General features: G+C 71.6%; 27 protein-coding genes. 10 read left to right on the top strand and 17 right to left on the bottom strand.

The window, feature by feature from the left end; translation table 11 throughout:
• Positions 1 to 67 precede the first annotated feature (67 nt).
• On the top strand, positions 68 to 715 hold the full coding sequence (locus tag AB0L89_RS06905; protein WP_365135474.1) for a hypothetical protein: 648 nt from the start codon (positions 68 to 70) through the stop codon (positions 713 to 715).
• Positions 716 to 740: 25 nt separating this feature from the next.
• On the opposite strand, the gene AB0L89_RS06900 is transcribed toward AB0L89_RS06905, so the two are convergent.
• Entirely contained in the window at positions 741 to 1,403 is a 663-nt protein-coding gene (locus AB0L89_RS06900) for an alpha/beta fold hydrolase (RefSeq protein WP_365135471.1), read from the bottom strand.
• Between the two features lie 150 nt (positions 1,404 to 1,553).
• Between AB0L89_RS06900 and AB0L89_RS06895 the strand changes: the two genes are divergently transcribed.
• Together AB0L89_RS06895 and AB0L89_RS06890 are read left to right on the top strand one after the other, a co-directional pair.
• Positions 1,554 to 2,138 carry a sigma-70 family RNA polymerase sigma factor gene (locus AB0L89_RS06895; RefSeq protein WP_365135468.1) on the top strand — a complete coding sequence of 195 codons (585 nt, stop codon included), beginning with the start codon at positions 1,554 to 1,556 and terminating at the stop codon, positions 2,136 to 2,138.
• Positions 2,135 to 2,890 (top strand): anti-sigma factor, encoded by a 756-nt coding sequence (locus AB0L89_RS06890; RefSeq protein WP_365135465.1) that lies wholly within the window; start codon positions 2,135 to 2,137, stop codon positions 2,888 to 2,890. Before AB0L89_RS06895 ends, AB0L89_RS06890 begins: the two co-directional genes overlap by 4 nt.
• 61 nt (positions 2,891 to 2,951) lie before the next feature.
• Here AB0L89_RS06890 and AB0L89_RS06885 read toward each other — a convergent pair whose 3' ends face one another.
• From AB0L89_RS06885 to AB0L89_RS06865, 5 genes are read right to left on the bottom strand one after another with little or no spacing between them, the layout of a single operon-like run.
• Complete coding sequence (locus AB0L89_RS06885; protein ID WP_365135462.1) at positions 2,952 to 3,752, bottom strand: DUF1295 domain-containing protein; 801 nt, start codon at positions 3,750 to 3,752, stop codon at positions 2,952 to 2,954.
• On the bottom strand, positions 3,749 to 5,059 hold the full coding sequence (locus AB0L89_RS06880) for a cyclopropane-fatty-acyl-phospholipid synthase family protein (protein WP_365135459.1): 1,311 nt from the start codon (positions 5,057 to 5,059) through the stop codon (positions 3,749 to 3,751). Before AB0L89_RS06880 ends, AB0L89_RS06885 begins: the two co-directional genes overlap by 4 nt.
• Positions 5,056 to 6,339 carry a cyclopropane-fatty-acyl-phospholipid synthase family protein gene (locus AB0L89_RS06875; protein WP_365135456.1) on the bottom strand — a complete coding sequence of 428 codons (1,284 nt, stop codon included), beginning with the start codon at positions 6,337 to 6,339 and terminating at the stop codon, positions 5,056 to 5,058. Before AB0L89_RS06875 ends, AB0L89_RS06880 begins: the two co-directional genes overlap by 4 nt.
• Positions 6,336 to 7,091 (bottom strand): DUF1365 domain-containing protein, encoded by a 756-nt coding sequence (locus tag AB0L89_RS06870; protein ID WP_365135453.1) that lies wholly within the window; start codon positions 7,089 to 7,091, stop codon positions 6,336 to 6,338. Before AB0L89_RS06870 ends, AB0L89_RS06875 begins: the two co-directional genes overlap by 4 nt.
• Positions 7,088 to 8,389 carry an FAD-dependent oxidoreductase gene (locus AB0L89_RS06865; protein WP_365135626.1) on the bottom strand — a complete coding sequence of 434 codons (1,302 nt, stop codon included), beginning with the start codon at positions 8,387 to 8,389 and terminating at the stop codon, positions 7,088 to 7,090. The genes AB0L89_RS06870 and AB0L89_RS06865 overlap by 4 nt, the downstream gene beginning before the upstream one ends.
• A 285-nt stretch (positions 8,390 to 8,674) precedes the next feature.
• Between AB0L89_RS06865 and AB0L89_RS06860 the strand changes: the two genes are divergently transcribed.
• The 3 genes from AB0L89_RS06860 to AB0L89_RS06850 all read left to right on the top strand — a co-directional run bounded on the left by AB0L89_RS06860 (position 8,675) and on the right by AB0L89_RS06850 (position 10,606).
• Positions 8,675 to 9,082: an STAS domain-containing protein gene (locus AB0L89_RS06860; RefSeq protein WP_365135450.1), complete on the top strand. Its 408-nt coding sequence runs from the start codon at positions 8,675 to 8,677 to the stop codon at positions 9,080 to 9,082.
• The gene (locus AB0L89_RS06855) at positions 9,079 to 9,255 is read left to right on the top strand and encodes a hypothetical protein (RefSeq protein WP_365135447.1); all 177 of its coding nucleotides are present in this window, start codon (positions 9,079 to 9,081) and stop codon (positions 9,253 to 9,255) included. The genes AB0L89_RS06860 and AB0L89_RS06855 overlap by 4 nt, the downstream gene beginning before the upstream one ends.
• Before the next feature lie 172 nt (positions 9,256 to 9,427).
• Positions 9,428 to 10,606 (top strand): acyl-CoA dehydrogenase family protein, encoded by a 1,179-nt coding sequence (locus AB0L89_RS06850; RefSeq protein WP_365135444.1) that lies wholly within the window; start codon positions 9,428 to 9,430, stop codon positions 10,604 to 10,606.
• Between the two features lie 47 nt (positions 10,607 to 10,653).
• Here AB0L89_RS06850 and AB0L89_RS06845 read toward each other — a convergent pair whose 3' ends face one another.
• Positions 10,654 to 11,514: an ArsR family transcriptional regulator gene (locus AB0L89_RS06845; protein WP_365135441.1), complete on the bottom strand. Its 861-nt coding sequence runs from the start codon at positions 11,512 to 11,514 to the stop codon at positions 10,654 to 10,656.
• 234 nt (positions 11,515 to 11,748) lie between these two features.
• Here AB0L89_RS06845 and AB0L89_RS06840 point away from each other — a divergent pair, with 234 nt between their 5' ends.
• Entirely contained in the window at positions 11,749 to 13,008 is a 1,260-nt protein-coding gene (locus AB0L89_RS06840; protein WP_365135438.1) for an MFS transporter, read from the top strand.
• 142 nt (positions 13,009 to 13,150) lie between these two features.
• Here the strand turns inward: AB0L89_RS06840 and AB0L89_RS06835 are convergent, their stop codons facing one another.
• Together AB0L89_RS06835 and AB0L89_RS06830 are read right to left on the bottom strand one after the other, a co-directional pair.
• Entirely contained in the window at positions 13,151 to 13,561 is a 411-nt protein-coding gene (locus AB0L89_RS06835; protein ID WP_365135435.1) for a hypothetical protein, read from the bottom strand.
• Positions 13,562 to 13,740: 179 nt separating this feature from the next.
• A complete protein-coding gene (locus tag AB0L89_RS06830; RefSeq protein ID WP_365135432.1) occupies positions 13,741 to 13,875 on the bottom strand; it encodes a hypothetical protein in 135 nt (44 codons plus the stop codon).
• Positions 13,876 to 14,013: 138 nt separating this feature from the next.
• Between AB0L89_RS06830 and AB0L89_RS06825 the strand changes: the two genes are divergently transcribed.
• Positions 14,014 to 16,137: a hypothetical protein gene (locus AB0L89_RS06825; protein ID WP_365135429.1), complete on the top strand. Its 2,124-nt coding sequence runs from the start codon at positions 14,014 to 14,016 to the stop codon at positions 16,135 to 16,137.
• A 9-nt stretch (positions 16,138 to 16,146) separates the two neighbouring features.
• On the opposite strand, the gene AB0L89_RS06820 is transcribed toward AB0L89_RS06825, so the two are convergent.
• From AB0L89_RS06820 to AB0L89_RS06800, 5 genes are all read right to left on the bottom strand, one after another.
• Positions 16,147 to 16,938, bottom strand: coding sequence for an ABC transporter permease (locus AB0L89_RS06820; protein WP_365135426.1), 792 nt, complete (start codon positions 16,936 to 16,938; stop codon positions 16,147 to 16,149).
• Complete coding sequence (locus AB0L89_RS06815; protein WP_365135423.1) at positions 16,935 to 17,936, bottom strand: ATP-binding cassette domain-containing protein; 1,002 nt, start codon at positions 17,934 to 17,936, stop codon at positions 16,935 to 16,937. The genes AB0L89_RS06820 and AB0L89_RS06815 overlap by 4 nt, the downstream gene beginning before the upstream one ends.
• Before the next feature lie 141 nt (positions 17,937 to 18,077).
• On the bottom strand, positions 18,078 to 18,404 hold the full coding sequence (locus tag AB0L89_RS06810; RefSeq protein ID WP_365135420.1) for a DUF1048 domain-containing protein: 327 nt from the start codon (positions 18,402 to 18,404) through the stop codon (positions 18,078 to 18,080).
• 1 nt (position 18,405) lies between these two features.
• The gene (locus AB0L89_RS06805; protein WP_365135417.1) at positions 18,406 to 18,762 is read right to left on the bottom strand and encodes a DUF1048 domain-containing protein; all 357 of its coding nucleotides are present in this window, start codon (positions 18,760 to 18,762) and stop codon (positions 18,406 to 18,408) included.
• Complete coding sequence (locus tag AB0L89_RS06800; protein WP_365135414.1) at positions 18,759 to 19,085, bottom strand: PadR family transcriptional regulator; 327 nt, start codon at positions 19,083 to 19,085, stop codon at positions 18,759 to 18,761. Before AB0L89_RS06800 ends, AB0L89_RS06805 begins: the two co-directional genes overlap by 4 nt.
• Before the next feature lie 232 nt (positions 19,086 to 19,317).
• Here AB0L89_RS06800 and AB0L89_RS06795 point away from each other — a divergent pair, with 232 nt between their 5' ends.
• Entirely contained in the window at positions 19,318 to 20,031 is a 714-nt protein-coding gene (locus AB0L89_RS06795; protein ID WP_365135411.1) for a M24 family metallopeptidase, read from the top strand.
• Positions 20,032 to 20,218: 187 nt separating this feature from the next.
• On the top strand, positions 20,219 to 20,920 hold the full coding sequence (locus AB0L89_RS06790) for an alpha/beta hydrolase (protein ID WP_365135408.1): 702 nt from the start codon (positions 20,219 to 20,221) through the stop codon (positions 20,918 to 20,920).
• Between the two features lie 13 nt (positions 20,921 to 20,933).
• Here AB0L89_RS06790 and AB0L89_RS06785 read toward each other — a convergent pair whose 3' ends face one another.
• From AB0L89_RS06785 to AB0L89_RS06775, 3 genes are all read right to left on the bottom strand, one after another.
• The gene (locus tag AB0L89_RS06785; RefSeq protein ID WP_365135406.1) at positions 20,934 to 22,004 is read right to left on the bottom strand and encodes a Clp protease N-terminal domain-containing protein; all 1,071 of its coding nucleotides are present in this window, start codon (positions 22,002 to 22,004) and stop codon (positions 20,934 to 20,936) included.
• 147 nt (positions 22,005 to 22,151) lie between these two features.
• Positions 22,152 to 24,458: an FtsX-like permease family protein gene (locus tag AB0L89_RS06780; protein WP_365135623.1), complete on the bottom strand. Its 2,307-nt coding sequence runs from the start codon at positions 24,456 to 24,458 to the stop codon at positions 22,152 to 22,154.
• 203 nt (positions 24,459 to 24,661) lie between these two features.
• Positions 24,662 to 25,357, bottom strand: coding sequence for an ABC transporter ATP-binding protein (locus AB0L89_RS06775; protein ID WP_365135403.1), 696 nt, complete (start codon positions 25,355 to 25,357; stop codon positions 24,662 to 24,664).
• Positions 25,358 to 25,546: the final 189 nt, after the last annotated feature.

Raw genomic sequence — 25,546 nt, 5'->3', positions numbered from 1 at the left:
CCACCGGTAGTCCACCGACCAAAAGACGACGCACAAAGAACAGACGCACAAAGAACAGGGGCACACCATGCACGACCTGACCGAGCTGTGGCTGGAAGGTTCTGTCATGGCCGTCATCCACGCGGCCGGGGCCGAACAGGGGTACTGGGTCGACGAGTCCGGGCTCCACCACGATGACGGCAGCAGCAATTGGTGGCAGCTCGTTCCGCTCGGCGGTGGCCGGGCCGTCGTCATGGGCAAGGATCACGAACTCTCCGGCGACGTGTACGACGAGATCCCACAGGCGGTGTCGGACGGCCCCGACTGGCTCGGGGACGCCTGGGAGAACGACGGCGGCGGGCTGCGCCGCACCGTGACCGCCAAGGCACCCATCGGGTTCTTCCACTGGTACGACACCGATGGCACCCTGGACTGCCTGCCCGCGGATGACGAGGACGACGGCAGCGGGCTGGTGGGCGCGCCGTTCAGCGACGGCGACCCTCGCCTCTTCGAGTCGTACTACGGCGTCGGCGACCTCCAGGAGGCCGAGCGCTTCGCCGACGCGTTGCTCGACGCGGCCAGGGCCGGCGCACTCACCGTCGACGTCCTGCTGCCCGTGCTCCGCTGCGCCGCCCCCGACCGCACCCGCCCCTTCGATCTGGAGTCCGCCCTCAAGACCGCCGCCACGGCCGGGCTCACCGCGGGCAGCCGCGCACCGGAACTGCCCGCCTCCTAATCCACCGGTACGGGTCCTGGCCGCCTCACCGCCCCAGAAGCCCCATCACGGTGGAGGCGGCGGTGCGGTGCCAGCGGGCGCTGTCACGCAGCATCGCGTGGTCACCGCCCGGCACGAGGGACGCCTCCGCTCGCGCGCCGGCGGCGAGGGCCCGCCGCACGAACGCCTCCGACGCGCGCGGATCGGTGACCCGGTCGCGGTCGCCGTGGAGCACGACGACGTCCTTGCCGCGCAGGTGCTCGACCGGTTCGTGGTCCGGGCACCAGGGCGCCAGCGCCAGGACTCCCGTGACCTGCGGTGCCCGCGCCGCGCCCAGGGCGGCACGGCCGCCCATCGAGTGGCCCACGAGGACCACCGGCACGTCACCGACGAGGGTGGCCAGGTCATGGAGCGCCCGCCGGGCGTCGCACAGAGCGTCGGCGTCGGGCCCGTTCCAGCCGCGCACCCGGTACCGCACCTCCGCCAGCGCGACGGGGTCGTCCGGCCCGAGGGCGGCGGCGACGGCCCGTACGAAAGGCCTCATCCTCAGCGCCGCGAGGTGCCAGGGGCGCGACGGCGACCGGCTGTCGGCACGGCCGCCGTGCAGGAACAGCACCGCGGCACGCGCTCCGGGCGGGGTCCGGCGCGGGGTCAACGCGCCGCCGGCCCCCGCGCCCGCCACGACGGCTCGCTGCTCGTGCCCGGTCATCCGTCCTCCTCGCTCCGCCACGGCGCCTCCGTGGACCGCTCACCACTGATCATTCGACACCGGATGCCGGACGGCTTGGTCGCCGGGACCAATCCGCGGACTCGTGGGGTCCGGATTACGTCTGGACATGTCCCGACCACGGAGGCCCTCGTGAAAGAAGCCGTACACATCGGCAGAAACCCATCCGCCGAGCCAGGTCTGGATGAGCTGGTGGGCCGCGTGGCCCTGGGCGACCCGGACGCGTTCGCCTCCGTGTACGACATGGTGATGGGCCCGGTCCTCGGCACCGTACGCGCCGTCCTGCGTGACCCGGCGCAGTCGGAGGAGGTGGCCCAAGAGGTCCTCGTGGAGGTCTGGCGCACCGCCGCCCGCTATCGTCCGGACCGCGGTACGGCGATCAACTGGATCCTCACCCTCGCGCACCGGCGCGCGATCGACCGGGTGCGCTCCGTGGAGTCCGCCGCGGCCCGCGACCACAAGGCCGCGCTCCTCGGTCACACGCCCGACTTCGACCAGGTGGCCGAGCAGGTGGAAGCGCGTCTCGAGCGCGAGCAGGTGCGGCGCTGCCTGCGCACGCTGACCGAGATCCAGCACCAGGCCGTCACCCTCGCGTACTACCGCGGACTGACCTACCGTCAGGTGGCCGAAGCCCTGGCCTTGCCGCTGGGCACGGTCAAGACCCGGCTGCGGGACGGTCTCATCCGGCTGCGTGACTGCCTGGGGGTGACCGCGTGAGCACGGCCGAGCTGCACACCCTGACGGGTGCCTATGCCCTCCACGCGCTGTCCGACGAGGAGCGGGGCGCGTTCGAGCGGCATCTCGCGGACTGCGAGGCGTGCGCCCAGGAGGCCGCCGAGCTGACCGCGGTGGCGGCCCGATTGGGCCTGGCCGTCTCCGTCACGCCACCCGCGGCGCTGCGCGAGCAGGTGCTGCGCCGGATCACGACGGTTCGTCAGGAGCCCCCCGGCGAGCCGAGCCCCGCCCGGTCGAGACGCACGGCGGCCTCCGGACGACGTCTGCTCTCGCGGTGGGCTCTCGCCGCCTGTCTCGCGGCGGCCGCCGCGCTCGGCGGTACCGCGGTATGGCAGCACCAGCGCGCCGAGGACGCAGTGGAAGAGGCCCGGCGGGCGGAGCAGGGAGCCGACGGGGTCGCCGCCGTGCTCGCGGCGCCGGACGCCAGGACCAGCTCGGCGAAACTCGCCGACGGCACCACCGGCACCGTCGTGGTCTCCAAGAGCAAGGACCGGGCGGTGTTCGTCGTCTCCGGGATGGCGCGTCCGCCGGGCGGAAAGGTCTACCAACTGTGGTTCGACGACGACGGCACCATGCGCTCGGCAGGGCTCATGGACGCCGGGCGCGTCGACCAGGCCGTGCTCCTGAGCGGTGCCGTCGACGGGGCGTCGGGCATGGGTATCACCCTTGAGCCCTCCGGTGGTTCGGACCATCCGACCTCCGATCCGGTCGCACTGATGCGGTTCCCCGCCTGAACGGGCGCGAGGCCGGATGTCTGTGAGGGGCCCTGCCGTTCGGCAAGGCCCCTCACAGAGGTCAACGGCGGCGCGGCAGCGGGAAGAAGCCGCTGGTACGGGCGGTGTACTCGGCGTAGCCCGGACGCTCCGCCATGTGCCGCTCCAGCAGGCGTTGTCCGCTGCCCTTGGTCAGCAGCAGACTCATCACCAGCGGAGAGACGATGCCGACGGCCGCCGCGGCGAGCGAGTCGCAGGCGATCAGGAACAGGCCCCACCACACGCAGAAGTCCCCGAAGTAGTTGGGGTGGCGGGTGAAGCGCCACAGTCCGCGGTCCATGATGCGGCCCTTGCTCGCCGGGTCCGCCTTGAACCGGGCGAGCTGGGCGTCCCCCACCGCTTCGAAGAACATGCCGACGGCCCACAGGGCGGTACCGGCCCAGGCGATGCCGGTCATCGGCTCCGGCACGTACTGCGCGGCCTGGACCGGCAGCGACACCAGCCAGACGAGGGCTCCCTGGAGCAGGTAGACCATGCGCAGGGCGTAGAGGTTCCGGTTTCCGGGGGCCCTGGCCAGCATCCGCTCGTAGCGCGGGTCCTCGCCGTGGCCACGCCCGCGCCGGGCGATGTGTCCGGCCAGACGCAGCCCCCAGACGGCCGTCAGTACGGTCACCAGGAGGCGCCGTCCCGGGTCGCCGGTGTCCGCCGATGCCAGGAAGCTCACCCCGGCGACCGCGGTGAAGCCGAGCCCCCAGGCGACGTCGACGACACGATGCATGCCCTTGCGCACGGCCACGGCGAAGGTGATCAGCATGACGCCGAGAGCGGCGGCGGCCGACCACGCGAGCCCGACCGCGAAGTGGTCCCAGGGAAAGCCGTTCACAGCTGGTCCAGCCCGAGGTACCAGTCCTGCGGCATCGTCGGCGCACCGCTGTGCCCGGCGGCCGTCGGCCGGACGGCGAGGATCTGGTCGACGCCCATGCGCCGTTCCTCGAAGGCGAGCCCGCCGCCGACCAGGTACAGCCGCCAGACGCGGGCCGTCTCCTCGCCGACGAGCCCGACGACGTCGGACCAGCGTTCCTCCAGCGTGCGGTGCCAGGCGGCGACCGTGCGGACGTAGTGCTCGCGCAGCGACTCCACCGACCTCACCTCCAGACCCGCCGTCTCCAGCAGGTCGACGGTCTCCCCCAGCGGGCGCATGTGCATGTCGGGCGCGATGTACGCCTCGATGAAGGCTCCACCGCCCGGCGCCGTCGCCCCGCGGGACATCTGCTGGACCAGGACGCGGCCCGCCGGCCGGACCATGCGGCACAGCGCGCCCGCGAACGCCGGGTACTCGGCGTCACCGACGTGCTCGCCCATCTCGACGGTCGCGACCGCGTCGTAGCCGCCGCCCTTGATGTCCCGGTAGTCCTGGCAGACCACGTCGACCAGGCCTGTCAGGCCCCGCTCGCGCACCTGCTCGCGCACGTACGCCGCCTGTTGACGGGCCAGGGTCACCGCGGTGACGTGTGCCTTGTACCGTTCGGCCGCGTACAGCGTGAGGGATCCCCAGCCGCAGCCGATGTCGAGCAGTCCGGCTCCGGGCGTCAGACCGAGCTTGCGGCAGATCAGTTCCAGCTTCGCGTGCTGCGCGTCGGCCGCGGTGAACTCAGGTTCGTCGCTCGCCCAGTAGCCGCACGAGTAGGCCATCGTCCCGTCGAGGAGCAACCGGTAGAAGTCGTTGGAGAGGTCGTAGTGGTGGCTGATGGCCGCCCGGTCGCGGGACTTGGTGTGCAGCGCTCCCCGCAACCGCGCCTGGGATGCGGGTGGCGCAGGGGGCGGGCCCACCGCTCCGAGCCGGGCCGCCGTGCCGACCGCCCGGGCCCGTTCGGCGAACGTGAGGCCGGGGGCGTGCAGCGTGCGTTCCCGGGCCGCCGACCACATGGCGCGCAGCCCCGCGGCGAGATCGCCGTCGACGTCGATCTCGCCGGTGACGTAGGCCTGGGCGAGGCCCAACTCACCGGGCTGCCACAGCAGTCGGCGCAGCGCGCGGCGGGACCGTACAACGACCACGGGGCCGTCGGCCGGGCCGGTCTCGGTGCCGTCCCAGGTGCGCAGGCGTACCGGGAGGGGCCCGCCGAGCGCGGTCTCGGCCAGTGCGGCGAGCCGGTGGGCGGCGCCGGTCCGGGCGGGACGGATGAGGGTCATGAGCGGGGATCCTCCTTGGTGAGCAGGTATTGCTGGACATCGAGGTACCCGGAGCGGAACCCGGCTTCGGAGTAGGCGAGGTAGAACGTCCACATACGGCGGAACGTCTCGTCGAAGCCCAGCGCGGCCACCTCGTCCGCGCGCCGGTCGAACCGCTCGCGCCACAGGCGCAGTGTCTCGGCGTAGTGGGCGCCGTATCCGTCGCGGCGGGTGATCGTGAGCCGGGTGTGGTCGCGTACGTTCTCGGCGACCGACTCGACGGAGGGCAGCAGTCCGCCGGGGAAGACGTACTTCTGGATCCATGTGTACGTGGAGCGGCTGGCCAGCATCCGGTCGTGGGGCATGGTGATGGCCTGCAACGCGGCGCGGCCGCCCGGGACCAGCCGGTCCTCCAGGGTGCGGAAGTACACGGGCCAGAACTCGGCGCCGACGGCCTCGATCATCTCGACGCTCACGACGGCGTCGTAGGTGCCGCGTGCTTCGCGGTAGTCGCACAGTTCCACCGTGACGAGGTGGCCGAGTCCGGCCGCCGCGATGCGCTCGCGGGCCAGGTCGCGCTGTTCGCGGGAGAGGGTGAGCGAGGTGACGTGGGCGCCGCGGGCGGCGGCGCGGATCGCCAGTTCGCCCCAGCCGGTGCCGATCTCCAGGACCCGGCTGCCCGGCCCGACCTCGGCGAGGTCGAGCAGGCGGTCGATCTTGCGGCGCTGGGCGTCGGCGAGGAGGCCCCACTCGGCGGGAAGTCCCCGGAAGAGGCCCGAGGAGTAGGTGAGGGTCTCGTCGAGGAAGAGGGCGAACAGGTCGTTGGACAGGTCGTAGTGGTGGCTGATGTTGGCCCGGGAGCCGCCCGGGGTGTTGCGTCGGGCGGCCGGCTGGCGCAACGCCCATAGTCCGCGCAGCCGTTGGAGGGGCTCGGGGACCAGTTCGGCGGCATGGGCGGCGAGGACGGTGAGGGCGGCCACCAGGTCGGGGGCGTCCCATTCCCCTGCCATGTAGGACTCGCCGAACCCGATCAGGCCGTGCTTGCCGATACGGCCGTGGAACGCGCGCGGCTGGTGGATGTCCAGGGCGGGTCCGCCCTTGCCCAGTACGGTCCCGTCCGAGAAGCGTGCGCGCAGCGGAAGGCGCCGCAGGGCCTGGCGGACGACGGCGGCGGCGACCGCGGTGCGGGGGCCGGACGCGGCCTCGGGCGTGGCGACGTCCGGCCAGCGGCCGGGGTCCACGGGGGTGTGGGGCGCGGTTGCCGGGGGCGCGGTGACGGAGCTGGGCTCGTCTGTTCTCATGAGGCCTTCTCCGAGGTCCTGTGGGCGGTCTGGGTGGGGCAGGGACGGACGGGGCGGGGCTGGACGGGCAGGCCCCGCAGGTAGAGGCGGATGCCGTGCAGCCGGATGGCCGCGGACACGGCGAGCGTGGACAACGGATGCCGCAGGGCCAGTCCCAGCAGGGTTCGTGCGCGGACCTCGCGCCTGGTGCCGCGTACGGTCGCGGTGAAGGGCCTGCCGCCGTCGCGCTCCAGGTGCACGGTGAGGTCGACCCGGTCCCCGGGCGCGGGCAGACGCATGCGGTAGCGGCCGTCGACGGGGAAGAACGGCGAGACGTAGAACGCCTTGTCGGTCACCGCCCGTCCCAAGTCGTCGGGGCACATCAGGTAGCAGTGGCGTCCGCCGTAGGTGTTGTGGACCTCGGCGACGACACAGCGCGGGGTGCCGTCGGGGTCGTGGCACCAGTAGAGGGTGAGCGGGTTGAACACGTGTCCCAGGACGCGTGCATGGGTGAGCATCAGGACCGGGCCGCCCTTGAGGTCCACTCCGTGGCCGGCGAGGAAGGCGTCGAGGCCCGCGCGCAGGGACGGCGGATCGCCGGTGAAGTGGTCGCGCGGATCGAACCGCGCCAGCGGCCTTAGCGGCAAGGGAAGTTCGGGAGGGTGATCGGGGTCGATGAGCCACATGTAGGTGCGGTGTCGCAGGGCGTATCGCCACGGCGCGGTGCGTACGTGGGCTATCGCGACGCGGTAGAGGGCGGGGGCGGCGTTCACCAGTGCACTCCGAGTGCCGCGGCGGCCGCGACGCCGGAACGGCAGCCGTCCTCGTGGAATCCCCAGCCGTGGTAGGCACCCGCGAACGCCACGACGTTCGTGCCGAGTTCGGGCAGTCGCCGCTGGGCCGCCACCGACTCCGGCGTGTAGACGGGGTGTTCGTAGACCATGCGGGCAAGGATCCGGGCCGGGTCGACACGGCCCTCGCCCCCGAGCGTGACCACGTAGGTGTCGGGGGCGTCCAGGCGCTGGAGACGGTTCATGTCGTAGCTGACCCGCACGCGGTCGGCACCGGCGGAGCAGGACGGCATCAGATAGTTCCACGAGGCCCTGGCGCCGCGGGCGCGCGGCAGCACACTCGTGTCGGTGTGCAGCAGCGTGCTGTTGCGGGAGTACCGGAACGCGCCGAGCACCTCCTTCTCCAGCGGTGTGGCGTCGGTCAGCAGCTTCAGCGCCTGGTCCGGGTGGGTGGCGACGACCACCGAGTCGTACGACCGCGTGGTGCCGTCGCCCTCGGTCAGGCTGACGCCGTCCGGGTGCCGCTGGACGGCCCGGACCGGAGCCGCGAGGCGGACCGCGTGCAGGTTTCGGGCCACCTGATCGACATAGGTGCGGGAGCCGCCGGTGACGGTGCGCCAGGTCGGCGATCCACCGACCGAGAGCATCCCGTGGTGCGCCAGGAACCGGAACAGGTACGCGGCCGGGTAGCGCTGCGCGGTCACGGCGTCGCAGGACCACACGGCCGACACGAGCGGCGTCATGAAGTGCGTACGGAAGTAGGCGGAGAAGCCCTCCCGGTCCAGGAACCCACCCAGCGTGAGGTCCTGCCCGGCGTCCTCCGCGAGCAAGCGCCGGGCGGCCCGGTGGAAGGCGGGAACCTGCTTGAGCAGGCGCAGATACTCCGGGCGCACGGCGTTGCGGGGGCGGGCGAACAGTCCGGCGGGGCCACGTGCCCCGGCGTACTCCAGGCCGCATCCCTCGCACCGCACCGACATGCTCATCTCCGACTCCTGCGTGGCGACGCCCAGCTCGGCGAACAGCCGCAGGAGGTTCGGATAGGTGTGACGGTTGTGCACGATGAAACCGGAGTCGACGCGATGTCTCGCTCCGTCCGAGGCGGTCAGGTCGTGGGTGTGGGCATGCCCGCCGAGCCGTTCGTCGGCCTCGTACAACGTGACGTGATGCGCGCGGGCGAGCACGTGCGCGGCGGTGAGGCCCGCCACCCCGCTCCCGATCACAGCGGTGCGCCGCCGCCCCCGCCCCCCGGAGGCCGTGTCCTCCTCGGCCTCCCGCGGCATGCCCCCTTGCGCCATCGACATCGGCTCTCCTCCCACCCGGTCGCGAACGCTGTCTCTCCGGTAATCCGGAGCCGACCAGACGGCGGATTGGAGGCAGGTGATCCGTTTCCGGACGGGGGCGGGGCCGCTGCGTCCCGTGGGGGCGCCGCCGCGTCAAGAAAGCGACCCGGTGGGCCTCATCAGGATGGAATGTATCCCCCCTGTCAGGGGTTCTTGCTGCTCACATGGGGTGATAGTGCCGTGTGGCGCGTGTCCCGCGACAGCCCGGGAGGCGTTGATGGGGATGTGAGTACTTCGACGACCACCCCGATACTGCCCGCCTCTCTGGCCTCCGCCGCCGCACACGACTCGGGCGCGGACAACGCGCCCTGCGACATAGTCGTCCGCTCCTGCACCACCCTCGGCAGGACGCTGATCCTCCATCTCGCCGGAGAGATCGACCACGCAAGCGCCGCCCCTCTCCGCGCGCTGCTGGCCTCGGCGGCGGCCGACGGCTACACCGGGCTCGTCCTGGACACCGAGCACGTCACCTTCTGCGACTCCGGCCTCCTGGCCGCGCTGCGCTGGTGGCCCCGTCAGGGACGCTGCCTCAGGCTCGTCAGCCGCTCACGAGCCGTTCAGCGGCTCCTCCGTGCGGCACGGGTCCGGCAGCCCGACGTGCTCGGCCGGCTGCGGACGGCGTCCGCGTCATGACGTTCATAGTCCTGACCTGCGGCCCCCTTCTCGCGGCCGTCCTCCTGCTGCGCTGGCAGCCGCGTGAACCACGCCGCCGCCGACTCGCCCCCACGCCGAAGCCGCGGGCGACGGCTCGTCCACCCGTCGAGCACCGCTCCCCCGCGCAGCTGATGCTGCGGGCCAGGGCGTAGACCGAGACAGGTGGTGGAGCCCGTGCGCGTCACGGGCTCCACCCCGCTCGGTCCGGCGTTACGGCTTGGATCGACTGCAACGGCCAGGCAGCCCAAGCTGGTTGGGGTCTGCGGTCCGGTCCGGGTGGGTGCGTGAGACGATCGGGAATCGGGCCACGAGGAGAGGGATTCCATGGGGGACAAGGGCCGGCTGCATGTCAGTGCGGAACTGGCGGGGGTGCTGGAGCGGATCGACGCGCTCGGCGGGATGCTCGATGAACGGGCCGATGCCGCCGAGGAGTTGGGGAGGCTGCCGGAGGAGACGGCGCGGGCACTGCTGGACACGGGGATCGTGCGGGCCGAGCTCCCGCTGAGCCTCGGCGGATACGAGTTCGCGCCACGGCAGCTGATCCGGACGGCGGAGCGGGCGAGCTACCACGACGCCGCGGCCGGGTGGACCATGTTCGCGCTGCAGATGATGACCGGGACCACCGCGGCGTACCTCTCCGAGGGCGCGGCGGCCGAGCTGTTCCCCGACGTGCCGAACGGGAAGTACGCGCTGCTCTCCGGACACGGCACGCGCCCCGGCCGGGCCGTCCCCGTGGAGGGCGGCTACCGGGTCAGCGGCCAGTGGCAGTTCGCCTCCGGGATGGCGCACGCCACCCACGTCCACAGCGCGATCCAGGTCGAGGGCACCGGCGAGCTGCGGGTCCTCGCGATGCCGAAGTCGCAGGTGACCCTGGACGGCAACTGGGACGTGCTCGGGCTGCGCGCGACACACAGCATCGACTACCACTGCACCGATGTGTACGTACCGCACGGGTACACCTACATCGCGACCACGGACGCCCCGGTCAACGGCGGCGCCGTCTACCGCCTCGGCCTGGTCAACATGTCGGCGATCGGGCACACGGGCTGGGCCCTCGGCGTCGGCCGGCGGCTCCTGGACGAGCTGAAGCGGGTCGCCGCGGCGCGGACCGGGTCGCGGGGCGCCGCGGTCGACACCTCGCAGTTCCACGCCGAGTACGCGACGGCGGAGGCCCGGTTCCGGGCCGCCCGCGCCTGGGTGGACGACGTCTGGCAGGACATCGAACAGACCCTGGACCAGGGCGAGTTGCCCACGACCGAGCAGGACACCCTGATCCGCCTCGTCCTGAACCACACGACCTCGACCGTGTACGAGGTGGGCCGCACCGTGCACCGCTGGGCGGGCTCGGCGGCGATCCGCCGCGGACCGGTCGACCGCTTCCTGCGCGACCTCGGGACGGGCACCCAGCACATCACGTCGAGCCCCGTCGTGCTCCAGAACTGCGGCAAGTGGCTGAGCGGCGCCCAGCCGGACGCCCGGTGGAGCTTCCTCGACCTGACCTGACCTGACCGTACGGGGCGGTGAGCGGAGGCGCTGTCCTCCGCCCTCCGTCAGAGGCTCCGTCCCCCGCCCTCCATCAGCGCGAGCCCCAGGTCACTGGCCCGGTAGTACACCTCACGACGGTAGCGGTGCCCGATCACCAACCCCGCCCCACGAAGCACCGCCAGATGCTGGGAGACCGCGCCGGGCGTCAGCCCCGTGAGCAGGGCGAGCCCGGTGGTCGTCGAAGGCGTACTCGTACCGCTCAACAGACGCGCCCGGCTCCGCCCGAGGAGCCGCGCGAGTCCGTCGCCCGACCCGTCACGGCACTCCCACAGGGTGCCGACGGCCCGCGAGGGATAGACCAGGCACGGCGGTACGCCGTCCCGCCCCGGCAGCAGCACGCACCGCGCCGCGAACGCGCTCGGCGCGAGCGTGATCCCGCCCCCGTCCAACGCGAACTCCCCGCCGGGCAGATGGGGCGAGACCAGCCGCCCGTCGCCCCAGCGCAGGCTCGGATGCAGACCCGCGAGCACCTCCTGGATCCCGTCCTCGGCGAGCTGCCGGGTGCGATGGGCGAGGTCGGCCTCCAGGACGGCCCGGATGCGGGGCCAGTACGGCAGCACGCCGACCCGCCACCAGTCGAGCAGGCCCTCCGCCCGCGCGAGGCCCGCCCCCGGCGCCCCCGCCTCCTCCTCGATCTCCGCGAGCGGACACCGCGGCGCGGGGACGAGCGCCTCCAGCTCTGCCACGTACGGAAGAAGGTTCGTACGCTCCGAACCCACCCTCAACGCCCCCTTGATCCACGGCAGATGAAGGGCGTAGCGCCCCGGGTCGGTCGTGGCGCGCAGCGCGGCGACCGTCTCCCAGAGCGGCGAGATCGCGAACCTGAGCTGCGCCAGATCATCGACGCCGAACCGTATCTCCCCCATGCGAGTCCTCCCCCGAGACGTTTTAGCCCAGCCTAAAACAATGGCTGCGACCAGCGGCGGGTGATGGTGTACGGCCCCATGAAGACCGCGCATGATCCCGCATCCGAATCCGCTTCCGCGCCCGCATCCATGTCCCCGTCCGTGCCCGCATCCGTGTCCTCGCCCGTGCCCGCATCCGTGTCCTCGTCCTCGTCCGCATCCGCCTCGGCGCCGCCCCCGCTCCGTCTCCTCCGCTTGCCCGACTTCCGCCGCTTCTGGATGGCCGACACCGTCAGTCAGGCGGGCACCGCCATCACGGTCCTCGCCCTCCCCCTCGTGGCGATCGGCCCCCTCCATGCGTCGCCGCTCGAGGCGGGCCTCCTGGTGATGTGCGAGTACCTGGGATTCCTGCTGGTCGGCCTGCCGGCCGGGGCCTGGGTGGACCGGATGCGGCGGCGCAGGGTGCTGATCGCGGGCGACCTGGGCAGGGCCGCGCTGCTGGCGACGCTCCCGATCGCCGCCTGCCTGGACGCGCTCACCCTCGGCCAGTTGTACGCGGTCGGCTTCGGCCTGTCCGTCTGCACCGTGTTCTTCGACGTCGCGCACCAGTCCCACCTCCCCCGCCTCGTCGACGAGGACCGCCTCGTCGGGGCGAACGTGGCCCTGGAGTCCTCGCGTACGATCACCGCCGCGGCGGGCCCCGGCGCGGCCGGCGCCCTGATCGCGGCGGTCACCGCGCCGGTCGCACTCGCCGTGGACGCCGTCAGCTACCTCGTGTCGGCGCTGTTCCTGACCCGGATACGCCGGTCCGAGCCCCGCCCCGAGGAACGGCCGCCGGGGGCACGGCTGCGCGACGAGATCGCGGAGGGCCTGCGCTTCGTCTTCCACGACCGGCTCCTGCGGGGCCTCACCCTCACCGCCGCGATCTCCAACCTCTGCGGCACGGTGGGCACGTCGATGATGCTCGTGCTGCTGGCGGGTGACCTGGGGCTCTCGCCGCTCCTGTGCGGCCTGGTCTTCACGGCGGAGGCGGCGGGCGGCTTCCTGGGCAGCCTGCTCACGACCCGGATCGCGGCGCGCCTGGGCGAGAAGCGTGCGATGTGCGCGTCGGTGCTGGTCAGCGGGGTGCTGTGGCTGGCGGCCCTGCCGTTCTTCCACGCGGACTTGCGGTACGCCGTGGCCTGCGTGCTCCAGGGGCTCGGCTGGACCGCGTTCATGACGTTCAAGATCGAGTCGGTGGCGCTGCGGCAGCGGATGACGCCGGGCCCGCTGCTCGGCCGGGTGACGGCGAGCGTCCGCTTCGTGGTGTGGGGTTGCATGCCGGTGGGCGCGCTGGCAGGGGGCGTACTGGGCCAGTACGCGGGGGCACGGACGGCTCTGTGGGTGGGAGCGTGCGTGGAGCTCCTGGCCGTGCTCCCCTTGCTCCTCGCGTCCCGCCGCCGTGCGGCCTCCCCCGAGGGCTCCGCGCCGCCGCACTCTTCTTGCGGGACGCGGACGCCACGATCGGTTGCATGAGGGCGGGCGGGAGGCCGACCCCGTACGAGGAACCAGCGCGAGGAACCAGCGCGAGGAGCCGGTGCGAGAAGCCGGTACGAGGAGCCAGGAGTAGGCGCGGGTACCGGTGGTGGACCAGCCCGGACGATGCCAGCGGTCGCCCTCAGCCGAGCGTCTCCCTGCCGCAACTGCCGTGCGCGGTGCCGAGGATCCGCGATGCCTGCTTGCCCGTGAGTGCGAGTTCCTTCTTGGTCTTCTTGGCCTGGTCGACGAGGGCCTGCCCCTGAGCCACGCAGAGGGCGTCACCATGGGCGACGAGTTCGTCATCGCTGATGTCGTCCAGGTCCGGGTAGTGCTCCCGGATCGTCCTGAGGTAGAGCTTCGCCGACAGTCCTGTCAGGCGGCGCGCTTCGGCAGGGGTCTCCGACGGGCGCACCGACGGGGCCGCCGAGGCGGACGCCTTGGGCGGTGTCGCCGCGGTGCTCTCTCCGCCGTCACCGGAGGAGCCGCACGCCGACACGCCGAAAGCGGCGAGCGCAAGACAGACGGTCAGCAGGGGCAGACGCTTGTACATGAATCTCCTGGTACATGAGTGAACTGAGGGATTCTCCCCCATACCCGGCGTGCCTCATGACCGCGGCCCCCACAAACGTGCAGCTCAACGCCGTCGCGCCCTGATCCACGTTTCCCGGGCACACATACGTGTGCCCGCCCACCTGAAGGTGGGCGGGCACCATGATCCGCCTGCCGGCCCTACGCCTGATCCGTGCAGATCCTCAGGATCCAGTCGATCACCCCACGGACCGCACCGGCGATGACGCCGCCGACGGCCGCGCTCCCCACACTGCCCGGGGTCGACTTCCGCTTTCCTCTCTTACGCTTGGGCATGAGCTTCCCTCCTTGGAAGCCGGGGCCCGCCGGATGTGCATGCGACGCCAGTCGGCGGGCCCAACTGAACCAACCCGTCACCGTGTTGGCCTGCCAACTGTCTCCCTCGGCCGCCTGGCCGGGCATCTCGCTCGAAGGTTGTTCGGTACAACCCCGCGCCAACGCACGGTAGTTTCAGCACAAACGGGGAGGGAGCCGGTGACCGGATCGGCAGACGACGAACGGCGACGGGCAGGCCGGCCCTGGGCGGAGGTCCGGGGAGCCTCCCAAGAGATCAACAACTTGGCGTTGCTCTTGCGCAAGTGGATCGACAAGGCGGAGCTGGCCGTCGTCGATCTGATCGCGAAGCTGACGCCGGACCACTTCTCGTCGGGCAAGATCCCCGGCCGGGCCAAGGTGTACGCGCTCCTCAAGGGAATCGACCTGGAGACCGAGCTCGGCCTCGAGTTCGCCGAGGCCGTGGTGGATCTCTGCGAGGCGCCGAGCGATCAGCGCGCCGAGCGACTGATCGAGGCACGCGATCACTGGAACATCGCGCAACACCCGGGCCCTGCAGGGACGGAGAGCGGCCTGCGCGAACTCGTGGTGACGCAGCGGAAACTGATCGAGAAGCAGGAACAACTCGACCGGCTCCGCCAAGCCTTCCACGACTCGCAGAACGTCCGCCGGCAGGCCCAGGCGGTCATCATGCTGCTGATGGTCATGGTCGACCGGTCCCAGCAGGCCGTCGACGCATGGCAGAGGGAATGCGACCAACTCGGCAACCTCCTGACGTCGGGCACCGCTGAACAGCTGAGGGCCGCGCAGAGTCGGCTGGTCGCGGCGAAGAGGCATGAGAGCCAGGCCCAGACCCTCCTCCCCCGCGCGCAGCAGGACAGCAGGATCGCCCGGCAGGTCGCGGACCGCGCGCTGCGGCTGATCCGTCAGATGAGCGACACGATCAACGAGTTGCAACAGCCGGCCCCCGATCCTTCCGAGTCCGGCACCACGCAGGAAGCCGTTCTCTCCACCGCGTTGGCCGTGAGCGGACCGACGGCCGGGCCCGGCGGCTTCATGGTCGACGCGGACGCCACCTTGCGCAGCATGCGCAACCTGCTCGACCGCGGCGAGGCGGTCCTGGAGGAGGCCGCCGAACAGGTCGCGCGGGCCGCCTTCCACGGTGATGTCAAGACAGCATCGGATTTGTCTCGGACAATCGAGAACAACCGACGTCACCTCCTCGCCTGGTTGTCCGCGTTCCTGCACAGGGAGGGCACCGGCACCGGGCTCGTCTCGGAGTTCGTGCTCCTGTCGGGCATCACTCCCGAGGCGCATCGCGAGCGGCTTCTGGCGACAACGGCGGCGGGCGACACGTCGCCGGCCCTGCAGTTCGCCCGGCTTCTGGAGGCCGACGGACACCAAGGAGAGGCCGAGGAGCTCTACCGTCACCTCCGGTCGGTCGGCGATACGCAGGCCTCCCTTCATCTGGCCCACCTTCTCCAGGACACCGACCGGTCCGAGGAAGTCGAGCCTCTCCACCGGGAGGCTCTGGACGACGGCCATGTGGAAGCGGCCCTGGACCTGGCCCACCTCGCCGCGCAGGAGGGCAGGTTCGACGAGGTCGAGTCGCTCGCGCGCCGGGCCTGCTTCGACGACGCACCGGACATCGCCACCGCCATCGGCGTCCTGCTCGAAGAAGCCTCAAGAATGACCGGCGCGGAGGCGATCTACCGCGGCGCCTACCACTTGGGCAGTGTGCGGGCCGGTCGTCAACTGGCCCAGTTGCTGATGAAGACGGGACGCCCCCATGAGGCCTGGCTCCTCCCCGGCGAGACCAGGGGCCAGAGCGACGCGGACGACATCGACGGCAGTCTGACCGAGATCCGCGATCTGGTGACGTCGCTCATGGCCGACGAGGACCATGCGTCCGGGTGTCTCGCGGCCTTCGAACGGCACGCCGGCATTTCCCACCAGACGCACACGTCCATCCTTCTGACGACACTTGCCCAGGGCAGTACGACGCCGGCCCTGCAACTCGCTCGGCTCCTGGAGGCCGACGCCCGCCTCGACGAGGCCGAGCGGCTCTACCGGCTCCTCTGGAAAGCCGGTGACCTCCAGGCCAGGATGTTCCTCTCCCACGCCCTTCTCGACAGCGGCCGTCATGCCGAGGCGATGGCCCTGCACCGCGATGCCCTCAAGGACGGCGACAGCACCGCGGCCCTCCACCTCGCGCTCATCACCGAGGACTACGAGGGCCACGAGGACTACGAGGAGACGGAGTAGTCGTCGCCCCTACTTCGGGTCGCGGTTGAACTGCGCCGTCGACCAGCGGTAGCCGAGCGCGGCCAGACCGACGCACCAGGCGATCGCGATCCAGCCGTTGTGGCCGATCCCGGTGCCGAGGAGCAGGCCGCGGAGGGTCTCGATCGCGGGGGTGAAGGGCTGGTACTCGGCGATCGGCCGGAACCAGCCGGGCATGGTGTCGGCCGGGATGAAGGCGCTGGAGATGAGCGGGAGCAGGATCAGCGGCATCGCCATGTTGCTGGCCGCCTCGGGGTTCGGACTGGCCAGGCCCATGCCGACCGCGATCCAGGTCAGCGCCAGGGCGAAGAGCACGATGAGCCCGAATGCCGCCAGCCACTCCAGGACGGTCGCGTCCGTGGAGCGGAATCCGATGGCCGCGCCGACGGCGCCGACGAGGACCACGCTCATGACGCACTGCAGCACGCTGCCGACGACGTGCCCGATCAGTACCGAAGGACGGTAGACCGCCATGGTGCGGAAGCGGGCGATGAGCCCCTCGGACATGTCCATGGAGGTGTACACCGCGGCCCCGATCACGGTGCTGCCGATGGTCATCAGGAGCAGGCCGGGGACGATGTACGCGATGTAGTCGGAGCGGTCGGCGTCGCCGCCGCCGATGCCCGCGCTCATCACGTCACCGAAGATGTAGACGAAGAGCAGCAGCATCATGATCGGCGTGAGCAGCAGGTTCAGGGTCGCCGACGGGTAGCGCCACGCGTGCAGCAGGTTGCGGCGCAGCATCGTGTTCGAGTCGCGTACAGCGAGGGCGAGGGAGCTCATCGGGCGTTCTCCTCGGGCTGGTCGGGGAGGCCGGCGGGACCGGTCAGGGCGAAGAACACGTCGTCGAGGTCGGGGGTGTGGACGGTCAGCTCGTCCGCCTCCACGCCGACGGAGTCGAGCCGGTCGAGGAGGGAACGCAGTTCGCGCTGGCTGCCGTCACTGGGGACGGACAGCGAGAGCGCCTCGTCGTCCCGGGCGACCTCGCGCAGGGCGTCAGCCGCGGACTGGTAGGCGGCCGGGTCGGTGAAGCGGAGCCGGACGTGTCCGCCGGGGACGAGGCGCTTGAGTTCCTCGGCGGTGCCCTCGGCGGCGATCCTGCCGTCGTTCAACACCGCGATCCGGTCGGCGAGTTCGTCGGCCTCCTCCAGGTACTGGGTGGTGAGGAAGACGGTCACGCCGTCGGATACGAGGCCGCGGATGATGCCCCACATGTTGTGGCGGGAGCGCGGGTCGAGGCCTGTCGTGGGCTCGTCGAGGAAGATGATCCGCGGGTCGCCGACCAGTGTCATCGCGAGGTCGAGGCGGCGCTTCATGCCGCCGGAGTAGGTGGAGGCGGGCTTGTGCGCGGCGTCCGTGAGGTCGAACCGCTCCAGGAGCTCGGCGGTGACCCGCCGCCCTTCCCGCTTGGACAGGTGGTGCAGGTCGGCCATCAGGAACATGTTCTCCTCGCCGGTGATCAAACCGTCGACGGCGGAGAACTGCCCGGTGACGCCGATCGCGGCCCGTACCGCCTGCGGGTCGGCGGCGACGTCGTGGCCGCCGACGTGCAACTCACCGGCGTCGGCGGTGACGAGCGTGGAGAGGATCTTGACCGCGGTGGTCTTGCCGGCGCCGTTCGGGCCGAGCAGCGCGAACACGGACCCGGCCGGGATGCGCAGATCGATGCCGTCGAGGACGAGCTTCTCGCCGTACGACTTGCGCAGCCCGACGGCGGAGACCGCGGTCGGCGCCGGGCGACGCTCACCGCTTTTGGGCATGGGCATGACAGATAAGGGCATGACGACTTCCTTCCGAAGACTGAAGGCTGAAGGCTGGAAACTGGAGAATGAAGACACAGAGAGTGCGGGAGCCGACAGGGCTGGGGCAGATGCCCTGTTCGGCTCGACCACCTCAATGGACCGCGCCGGCGGCGACGGGCGTTACTTCTCGGCGGCGCCGGATTCCCCGCCGAGGGATTCCTGGTAGACGTCCGCGTAGGTGCGCGAGTCCTTGACCAGGTCGTCGCAGAACGCGGCGACGTCCGTACCGATGAGTTCCAGGACCCCCTTGCCCGCGGCGGCGCCCTCCTCGAAGAAATCGACGATCCCGGGGAGCAGGGGCCCGTCGGGCAGGTCGATCGGTCCGACCTTGAACAGGTACTTCTGCATCTCCTTGTAGACGATCTGGTAGTCCGGCGGGAGCGCCTTGACCCGAGCCATGTGGGCCCGCCACTGCTTCTTGCCCTCGATGATGTCCTGGATGCCCACGTCAGCCTCCCAGCCGGCTCAATTTCCTGGCGACGTTCCTGTTCAACTGCTCGCGCCACCGGTCGCGATACGTCCGGGCCCCTTCCCCGCCGGCCAGCGCCGCGCAGAAGCCCTGGATGTCGTCGCCGAGCACCTCGTGGACGCTCTGTCCGTCCGCCGCCGTCTCTTCGAGCAGCGCAAGGGCGGCGTCGAGGATCGGCATCAGGTTGCGGCCGGTGAAATCCCCGTGGGGAAAGAGATGGCCCTTGATCTGTTCCCACGCCGCCCGGTATTCGTCCGGCAGGGCCGCGGCCCGGACCTCGAACGCCTTCCATTCCCGGGTGAGATCACTGCCCGTGATGGTCTCCCAGAAGTTCATCTCCCGCCCTCCTTGAGGCTGTCGATGCGTGATGAGACGTACTGCCATTTCGTCCAGAACTTCGCGAGTTCCTCGCGTCCGGCGTCGTTGAGCGCGTAGAACTTGCGCGGCGGGCCGACCCCGGACGGTCGCTTCGTCACCTGGACGAGTCCGTTCCGCTCCAGCCGCAGCAGGATGGTGTACACCGTCCCCTCGACGACGTCGGCGAAGCCGAGTTCGTTCAGCCGACGGGTGATGGCGTACCCGTAGGTCTCCTCGCTGCCGATGATTTCGAGCACGCACCCTTCGAGCGTGCCCTTCAGCATCTCCGTCAGGTCGTCCATCGCGAGTCCTCCTCGGCACGATCGGTACTGCGTAGTACCGAGTACCACTATACGGTATCACCGAGTAGTGGGAGCCGCCAGAACCTCCAACGGTCGGGAGGGAGTCGATGAATGCCAGGCAAAGACGGCCTGTTGGCCGTCAGATGCGCATCGACCACGCCGTTACCCTTGCACATGCCGCAAGGGTCACCCTTGTGCGCGTCGTCGGCTGTCAAGGGGAGAGGGGCTCGGCGTGACCAACCGTTCGGCGGGGGCAGAGGCGGAGGAGGCCCGGCGGATCGCGGGTCTGGTGGCGGCGCAGGAGAAGGCGATCGCGCTCTTCGCCGAGGTGGAGGCGCGCGGCCTGGTCGCACCCGGCTGTGGAGAGCGGGAGGTGAGCGACCGCATCCGGGACCTGGCGAACGAGATGTTCGGCACGACCAAGCACTGGCACAAGCGGATCATCCGATCCGGCCCCAACACGCTGGTCCCTTACCGGGACAACCCGCCGGACCGGATCATCGGCGAGGACGACATCGCCTTCGCCGACTTCGGCCCGATCTTCGAGGAGTACGAGGCGGACTTCGGCCGCACGTACGTCTTCGGGGACGACCCGGACAAGCACCGACTCCTCGCGGATCTGCCGCGCGTCTTCGACGCGGGACGGGCGGCGTTCGCCGCCGATCCGCACATCACGGGCAAGCAGTTGCACGCCGAGGTCGAGCGGCTCGCCGCCGAGGCGGGCTGGCGGATCGGCATCTGGCATGCCGGCCACCTCGTGGGAGAGTTCCCGCACGAGACCAACGACGGGGCGAAGTCCGAGTCCTACATCACCCCGGACAACGACAACCCTCTGCGCCGCACCGACCGCGCGGGCCGGGCCTGCCACTGGATCCTGGAACTGCACTTCGTCGACGAGCGCCGCGGATTCGGCGGCTTCTACGAGCAGTTGCTGGATCTGGCGTAGCCGCTGCCGTACGCGGGATGCCGCGCCGTCGAAGCCCTTCCCGGAGCCGCCCCGACCACCCTTCGCCCTGACCCACATCGCCCACCCGGCAGCGAACTCCGGGCACCTTGCCGCATCCTGTAGGTGTCAGCCCACCCGGCAGCCGACCGAAGACGACTGCCGCTCCACTCAAGGGAGTTGGTGCACGGTGAGCAATACATCCCAGGAGCGTCCCACCGCACGCAACGTCGTCCTCGTCCACGGCGGGTTCGTCGACGGGTCGGGGTGGAAGGGGGTGTACGACCTGCTGCGTGCCGACGGATACGAGGTGCGGATCGTGCAGAACCCCACGCTCTCCCTCGACGGCGATGTCGCCGCCACCCACCTGGTCCTGGACACGCTCGACGGGCCCACGGTGCTGGTCGGGCATTCGTATGGAGGCGCCGTCGTCACCGAGGCGGGACTGCACGACAACGTGACGGCCCTCGTCTACATCGCCGCGTTCGTGCCCGACAAGGGCGAGTCCGTGAAATCACTGCTCGCCGACCCGCCGCCGGGCGCCCCCGTCCCGCCCATCCTGCCTCCCCAGGGCGGACTCCTCCACCTCGACCGGGACAAGTTCGCCGCGTCCTTCGCCGCCGACCTGCCGCCCGAACAGGCCCGGTTCCTCGCCGACTCCCAAGTCCCCTGGGGCATTGGGGCGTTGGAGGGAGCGGTGAGTCGGCCCGCCTGGCAGAACAGGCCGAGCCACTACATGGTCACCACCGGCGACCGCATGATCCCGCCGCCCGCCCAGCGCATCATGGCCGGACGGGCCGGTGCGACCGTCGTCGAGACCGACGCCAGCCACGCCGTCTACGTGTCCAAACCCGCCGAAGTCGCGGCGCTGATCAGGCAGGCGGCAGGCTGACGCCGCGACGCGGTCAATGACTCCGGGAGGCGGTCAGCGCTTCGACCACTTGGCGGGCGCGTGTCTCCTCCGCCAGGAGAGCCTCGACCAGGGGGCCGGTGCCCGGATCGGCTGACGGTTCACCGTCGGTGCGGGAGTCCGAGCCGGACTCCCGCGTACCCGGCGGGTTTTGGCCCTTCGTCCCGTCGACGTACTGCTCGACGGGACGGGCGTCGGACGTGAGGTGTAGACGGTCACCGGTGGTCAGGGCGCCGTGGACCGAGGCGTAGTCGAGGCCCAGGCGGGCCAGGCGCTCGCCGCCCGCGTACCGGGAGCCGAGGCCGGGGGCGCTCTCCTGCGCCAGGTGCGGATACCGGAGCGCGACCTCGTGGGTGGCCAGGACCGCGAGCAGCACGTGCTCGGTGCCCACCGCGTCGCTGCCGAGGCGGCGCGCCTGCTCGTAGGTCTCCATCCTCACCCACCAGGCGGGCCTGGCCGCCCAGTTGACGCCGCTGAGCTTGAGCAGCCACCGCATCCAGAAGGGCGCCCGGCGGTAGTGGCTGGGGCCGAGGAGGACGTCACGGGTGGCGTGCAGCAGGGGGTCGAGGCTGTCGTCCTGGCTTCCGGTGCCGCCGTCGAGGCGGGCGAGTACGGCCTGCGGCGAGATGCCGCACGTACCCAGCACCTCCACAGCGCGGTTGTCCTCCGCCAGCAGTCCCCGCAGCAGATGCTCGGCGCCGAACTTTCCGGTGTCTTCTCGCCGCGCCTGTTCCATCGCGGTGTTCAACGCCCGTGCCGCGGCGCCGGTGTAGCGGGTGCGCTCTTCGCCTTCCTCTCCCAGGACATCCTTCTCGGTGACGGTCGCCCCTGCGCCGTCGTCGGTGCTCCACGCGTCGTCCCGGTCCATCCGGTCCCGCAGCACCGCCAGCAGTGCGACCTTGGTCGCCCCCTCCGCCGCGAGTGCCTCGCGGGCCGCCCCCTTGGCCGTGGTGATGCCGGCCAGCAGGTGCTCGCTGCCGAGGGGACCCCCGGCGCCCGACCGCGCGCCGCGCGCGGCCCCCAGGATTCCCACGACGTTCCAGTCGGGCGTCTTGGTCGCTTCCATGCGGCCCTTCCTCTTCTCACTGGTCCTGCGCAGCAGCCTTCCCGACCGGAGCGGAGACCGCATCGCCCCGCAGAAGGACCCCTTCCTGCACCCTGAGATAGACGGGACGCCCGGCGCATTCCATCGTCCGGGCCCACCCCTGTCCCCTTACTCCGTACGCAGAGCCGTGGCCGTCCGTGTCCGTGCCGTCCTGGCGGCGGGCAGGAGCGCGCCGAGGACGGCGATGAGCAGGCCGCCGAGGACGAACAGCGAAAGACCGGCCGGGGTGTAGACGTTCATGACCGAGGCGGGCAGGCCGATCCCCGCGCTGTCGCCCATGGCCGGCACGATCACGTGGTGCAGGGCCATGCCGAGCGGCACTCCCAGGGCGCCGCCTGCAAGACCGACGAGCACGACCGAGGTGACGATCGCGACGACCGCCTGGCGTGGGGTCATGCCGAGGGCCTTGTGGATGCCCGTTTCGCGGGCGCGTTCGCGCGTGTCGAGCAGCACTCCGTTGAGGACGCCCAGGGCGGCGACGGCGACGAGCAGCACGGTGAGCAGCGCGGTCAGGGAGTTGAGGGCGACGACCTGGTCGCCGCCGTTCCCGGGACGCGGCACATCGGCGGTGAGGTGCAGCGGTTGGAGAGCGGCGTTCAGCGCGTCGAGGTAGCCGGCCCGGTCGGTGCCGGGCCGCAGGGCGATGGAGTGGCTGGTGGGCGTCAGTTCGATGCCGGCCGCGGTGAACGTGGCGAGGTCGGTGAAGACCTCCATGCCGTCGTTGCGGGTGTCCAGGACGGTGCCGACGATGCGGACGGTGACCTGCCGCCCCTGGTGATCGAGGGTCACGGCGTCCCCGACGTCGGCGCCGGTGGTGGTCAGGAACGCGGTCGGCACCACGGCCTCGCCGGGCGCCCCGATCCAGCGGCCGGTGACCACCGCGTAGCCGCCCCAGGAGGCGTCGCCGTCGAAGGCGATGACGTCGGTGGAGCCGCTGACTCCGGTGAGGGTCACCTGGCCGGTCGACCGACCGTAGTGCGCTCGGGTGCCCGCCTGTTTCTCGATCGCCGTGCCGAGGGCCGCCGGGTCGGCCTTCGCGAGGGCGTCCGCCGCCGCGCGGGCCGCGGCCTCCGCCTCGGGATCGGGCCCCGCGGGGAGACCGGCGGGCGGGGCGTGCGGGTCGATGGTCACGTCCGCGACATCGTGTGCGCGGGCCTTGGTCACCTCGCCGAGCGACGCCCCCAGACCGACCGCGAAGGTGACAGCGGCCGTGCCGAACACGACGGCGGCCGCCATCGCGGCCGCGCGGGCGGGCCGGGCGAAGGGCCGGGCAAGCCCCAGGCCGACCGGCCTGGGCAGGCGGGCCCGCGCGGCGAGGCGAGCCGCCCACCGACCGCGCGCCGAGGCGGGTCCGCGCCCAAGGGCCAGGGCGTCGACGGTGCGCAGCCGCCCGGCCCGCCAGGCACCGGCCCACGCGGTCGCGGTGACCGTGGCGAGCGTCCCGGCGATCACCGTCACGTCCACCCGAGGCGCGATGCCCGTGGGAGTCGTGCCGTACGCCTCGGCGGCCTCCGACAGGACCGGAACCACCAGCAAGTGACCGGCCACGACGCCGAGTACGGTGCCGATCGCCGCCGGGATCAGCGCCTGCCCGACGTAGGCCCGCACGACCTGCCCGGGAGTGAAGCCGACCGCCTTGAGGATGCCGATGCGCCGCCGGCCGACCCCGACCGCGCCGGTCACCACATGACCGACGATCAGCACCGACATCACCAGGCCGAGCACCCCGAACGCGACGAGGAACGGCACGAACAGCGCGATGTCACGCTCGGCGTTCTTCCGTACGGTCAGCCAGGACTGTGCACCGGTCACCGCGCCGTCGGGCAGCCGCGCGGCCACCGCGTCGCGGCCCGCGGCCACCTGCGCGGCGGTGTCCGCGGCGGTGAAGCGGTACAGCATCTGGAAGCCGGCCTTCGCGTCCTGGGCCGTCAGCGCGGTCACCTGGGCGGGCAGCACCCAGGCGTCGGCGGTGCGGGTCGCCGACCGGGCCGCGCCGACGACCTCGAAGGCCGGGCTGCCGGGCGGACCGGCGAAGGTGAGCTTCCGGCCGAGCTCGGGGAAGAGACCGCCGTCCGAGGCCAGCACGATCTCACCGGGCCGCTCGGCCCAGCGTCCCGCGGTCAGGGTGAGTTCGTCGACCTTCCCGTCGGGGTCGCCCCGGCCGACGACCGCCAGCGGCGACAGCTCCTGGCCCTCGTCGGTCCTCGGGGTGGCGGACACCGTACGGAACGGGCCGGACGACGCCTCGACACCGGCGGCATGCGTGGTCCGCGCGAGCGACGTCCTCGTGGTGACGTCCGCGTCGAACTGTGCGGACAGATGGGCGCCGTGCTGCCGGGCGAACGCATCGGTGAAGGGGGCTCCTGAGGCCACCAGGAGGGATCCGCCCAGGATGGCCGCGGCCACCGCCATCATGGTGGCCAGCGCGATCACCAGCGTCTGCGCACGACGACGGCCCGCGCCCGACCTCACCACACGGCCGAGCGCGCCGCCCGGACGCGAGTTCCGCCGCGTGCCTGCCCGATTCTCCGTGCCTGCCTGCCTCTCCGTACCCGCCTGCCTCTCCGTGCCTCCCTGCTTCTCCGTGCCCGCCTGCTGCGCGGGCTTCGGACGCGTCCTCATCGGACCGGCTCCGGCCGGCTCCGCTCGGCGGTCCGGCCGTCCGTGATCCGTACGGTCCGGGTGGCACACGCCTGTGCCAGCGCGAGGTCGTGCGTCACCAGGACCACCGTCTGACCGTCCTTGTTGAGCTCGGTGAGCAGCCGGCCCACGTCCTCACCCGACGCGCTGTCCAGTGCCCCCGTCGGTTCGTCGGCGAGCAGCAGGGGCGGCCGGTTCATCAGGGCGCGGGCCACCGCGACGCGCTGCCGCTCGCCGCCGGAGAGCCGGCCCGGGTAGGCGTGGGAGTGCCGGTCGATCCCGAGCCGCTCCAGGAGTCCGGCGGCGCGCCGCCGGGCCTCGGCGCGCGGCAGCGCACCGGCCAACTGCGCCGGGAGCAGCACGTTGTCGAGGACCGTCAGATCGTCGAGGAGGTGGAAGAACTGGAAGACCATCCCGACCTTGGCACGCCGGTAGCGCGCCGCGGCGGCCTCGCCGAGCCGGTCCACCCGCGTTCCGTCCACCGTGACCGTGCCGCCGTCCGGCCGGTCGAGGCCCGCGAGCAGGTTCAGGAGCGTGGACTTGCCGCTTCCCGACGCACCGAGGAGCGCGACGCTCTCACCCGCCGCCACGGTCAGCGACGCGTCGTGCAGCGCCGGGGGCCCCTCGTCGTATCGGCGGCTCACACCGCGCACCTCGATCAACGGCGTCGTCATGTACGTACTCCCTGAAGTCGATCGGCTCCGGCGCGGGTGCTCTCGCTGGCGAGGCCCCAGGCCTTGGCCCAGAACCTCCGCGACCGGCCTGCCCGACGCTAGGCGCGCCCCCGCCCCGGGCACCTCGGCCGCCGGAACCCATTCCCGTACTGCTCCAGGGCCATGGCGCGCCGTGTCATCCCTGAGAAG

Source organism: Streptomyces sp. NPDC052114 (assembly GCF_040680155.1).
Lineage (GTDB): Bacteria > Actinomycetota > Actinomycetes > Streptomycetales > Streptomycetaceae > Streptomyces.
The sequence above is the reverse complement of the archived record's forward strand: the minus strand, read 5'-3'. Positions and strand labels throughout refer to the sequence as shown.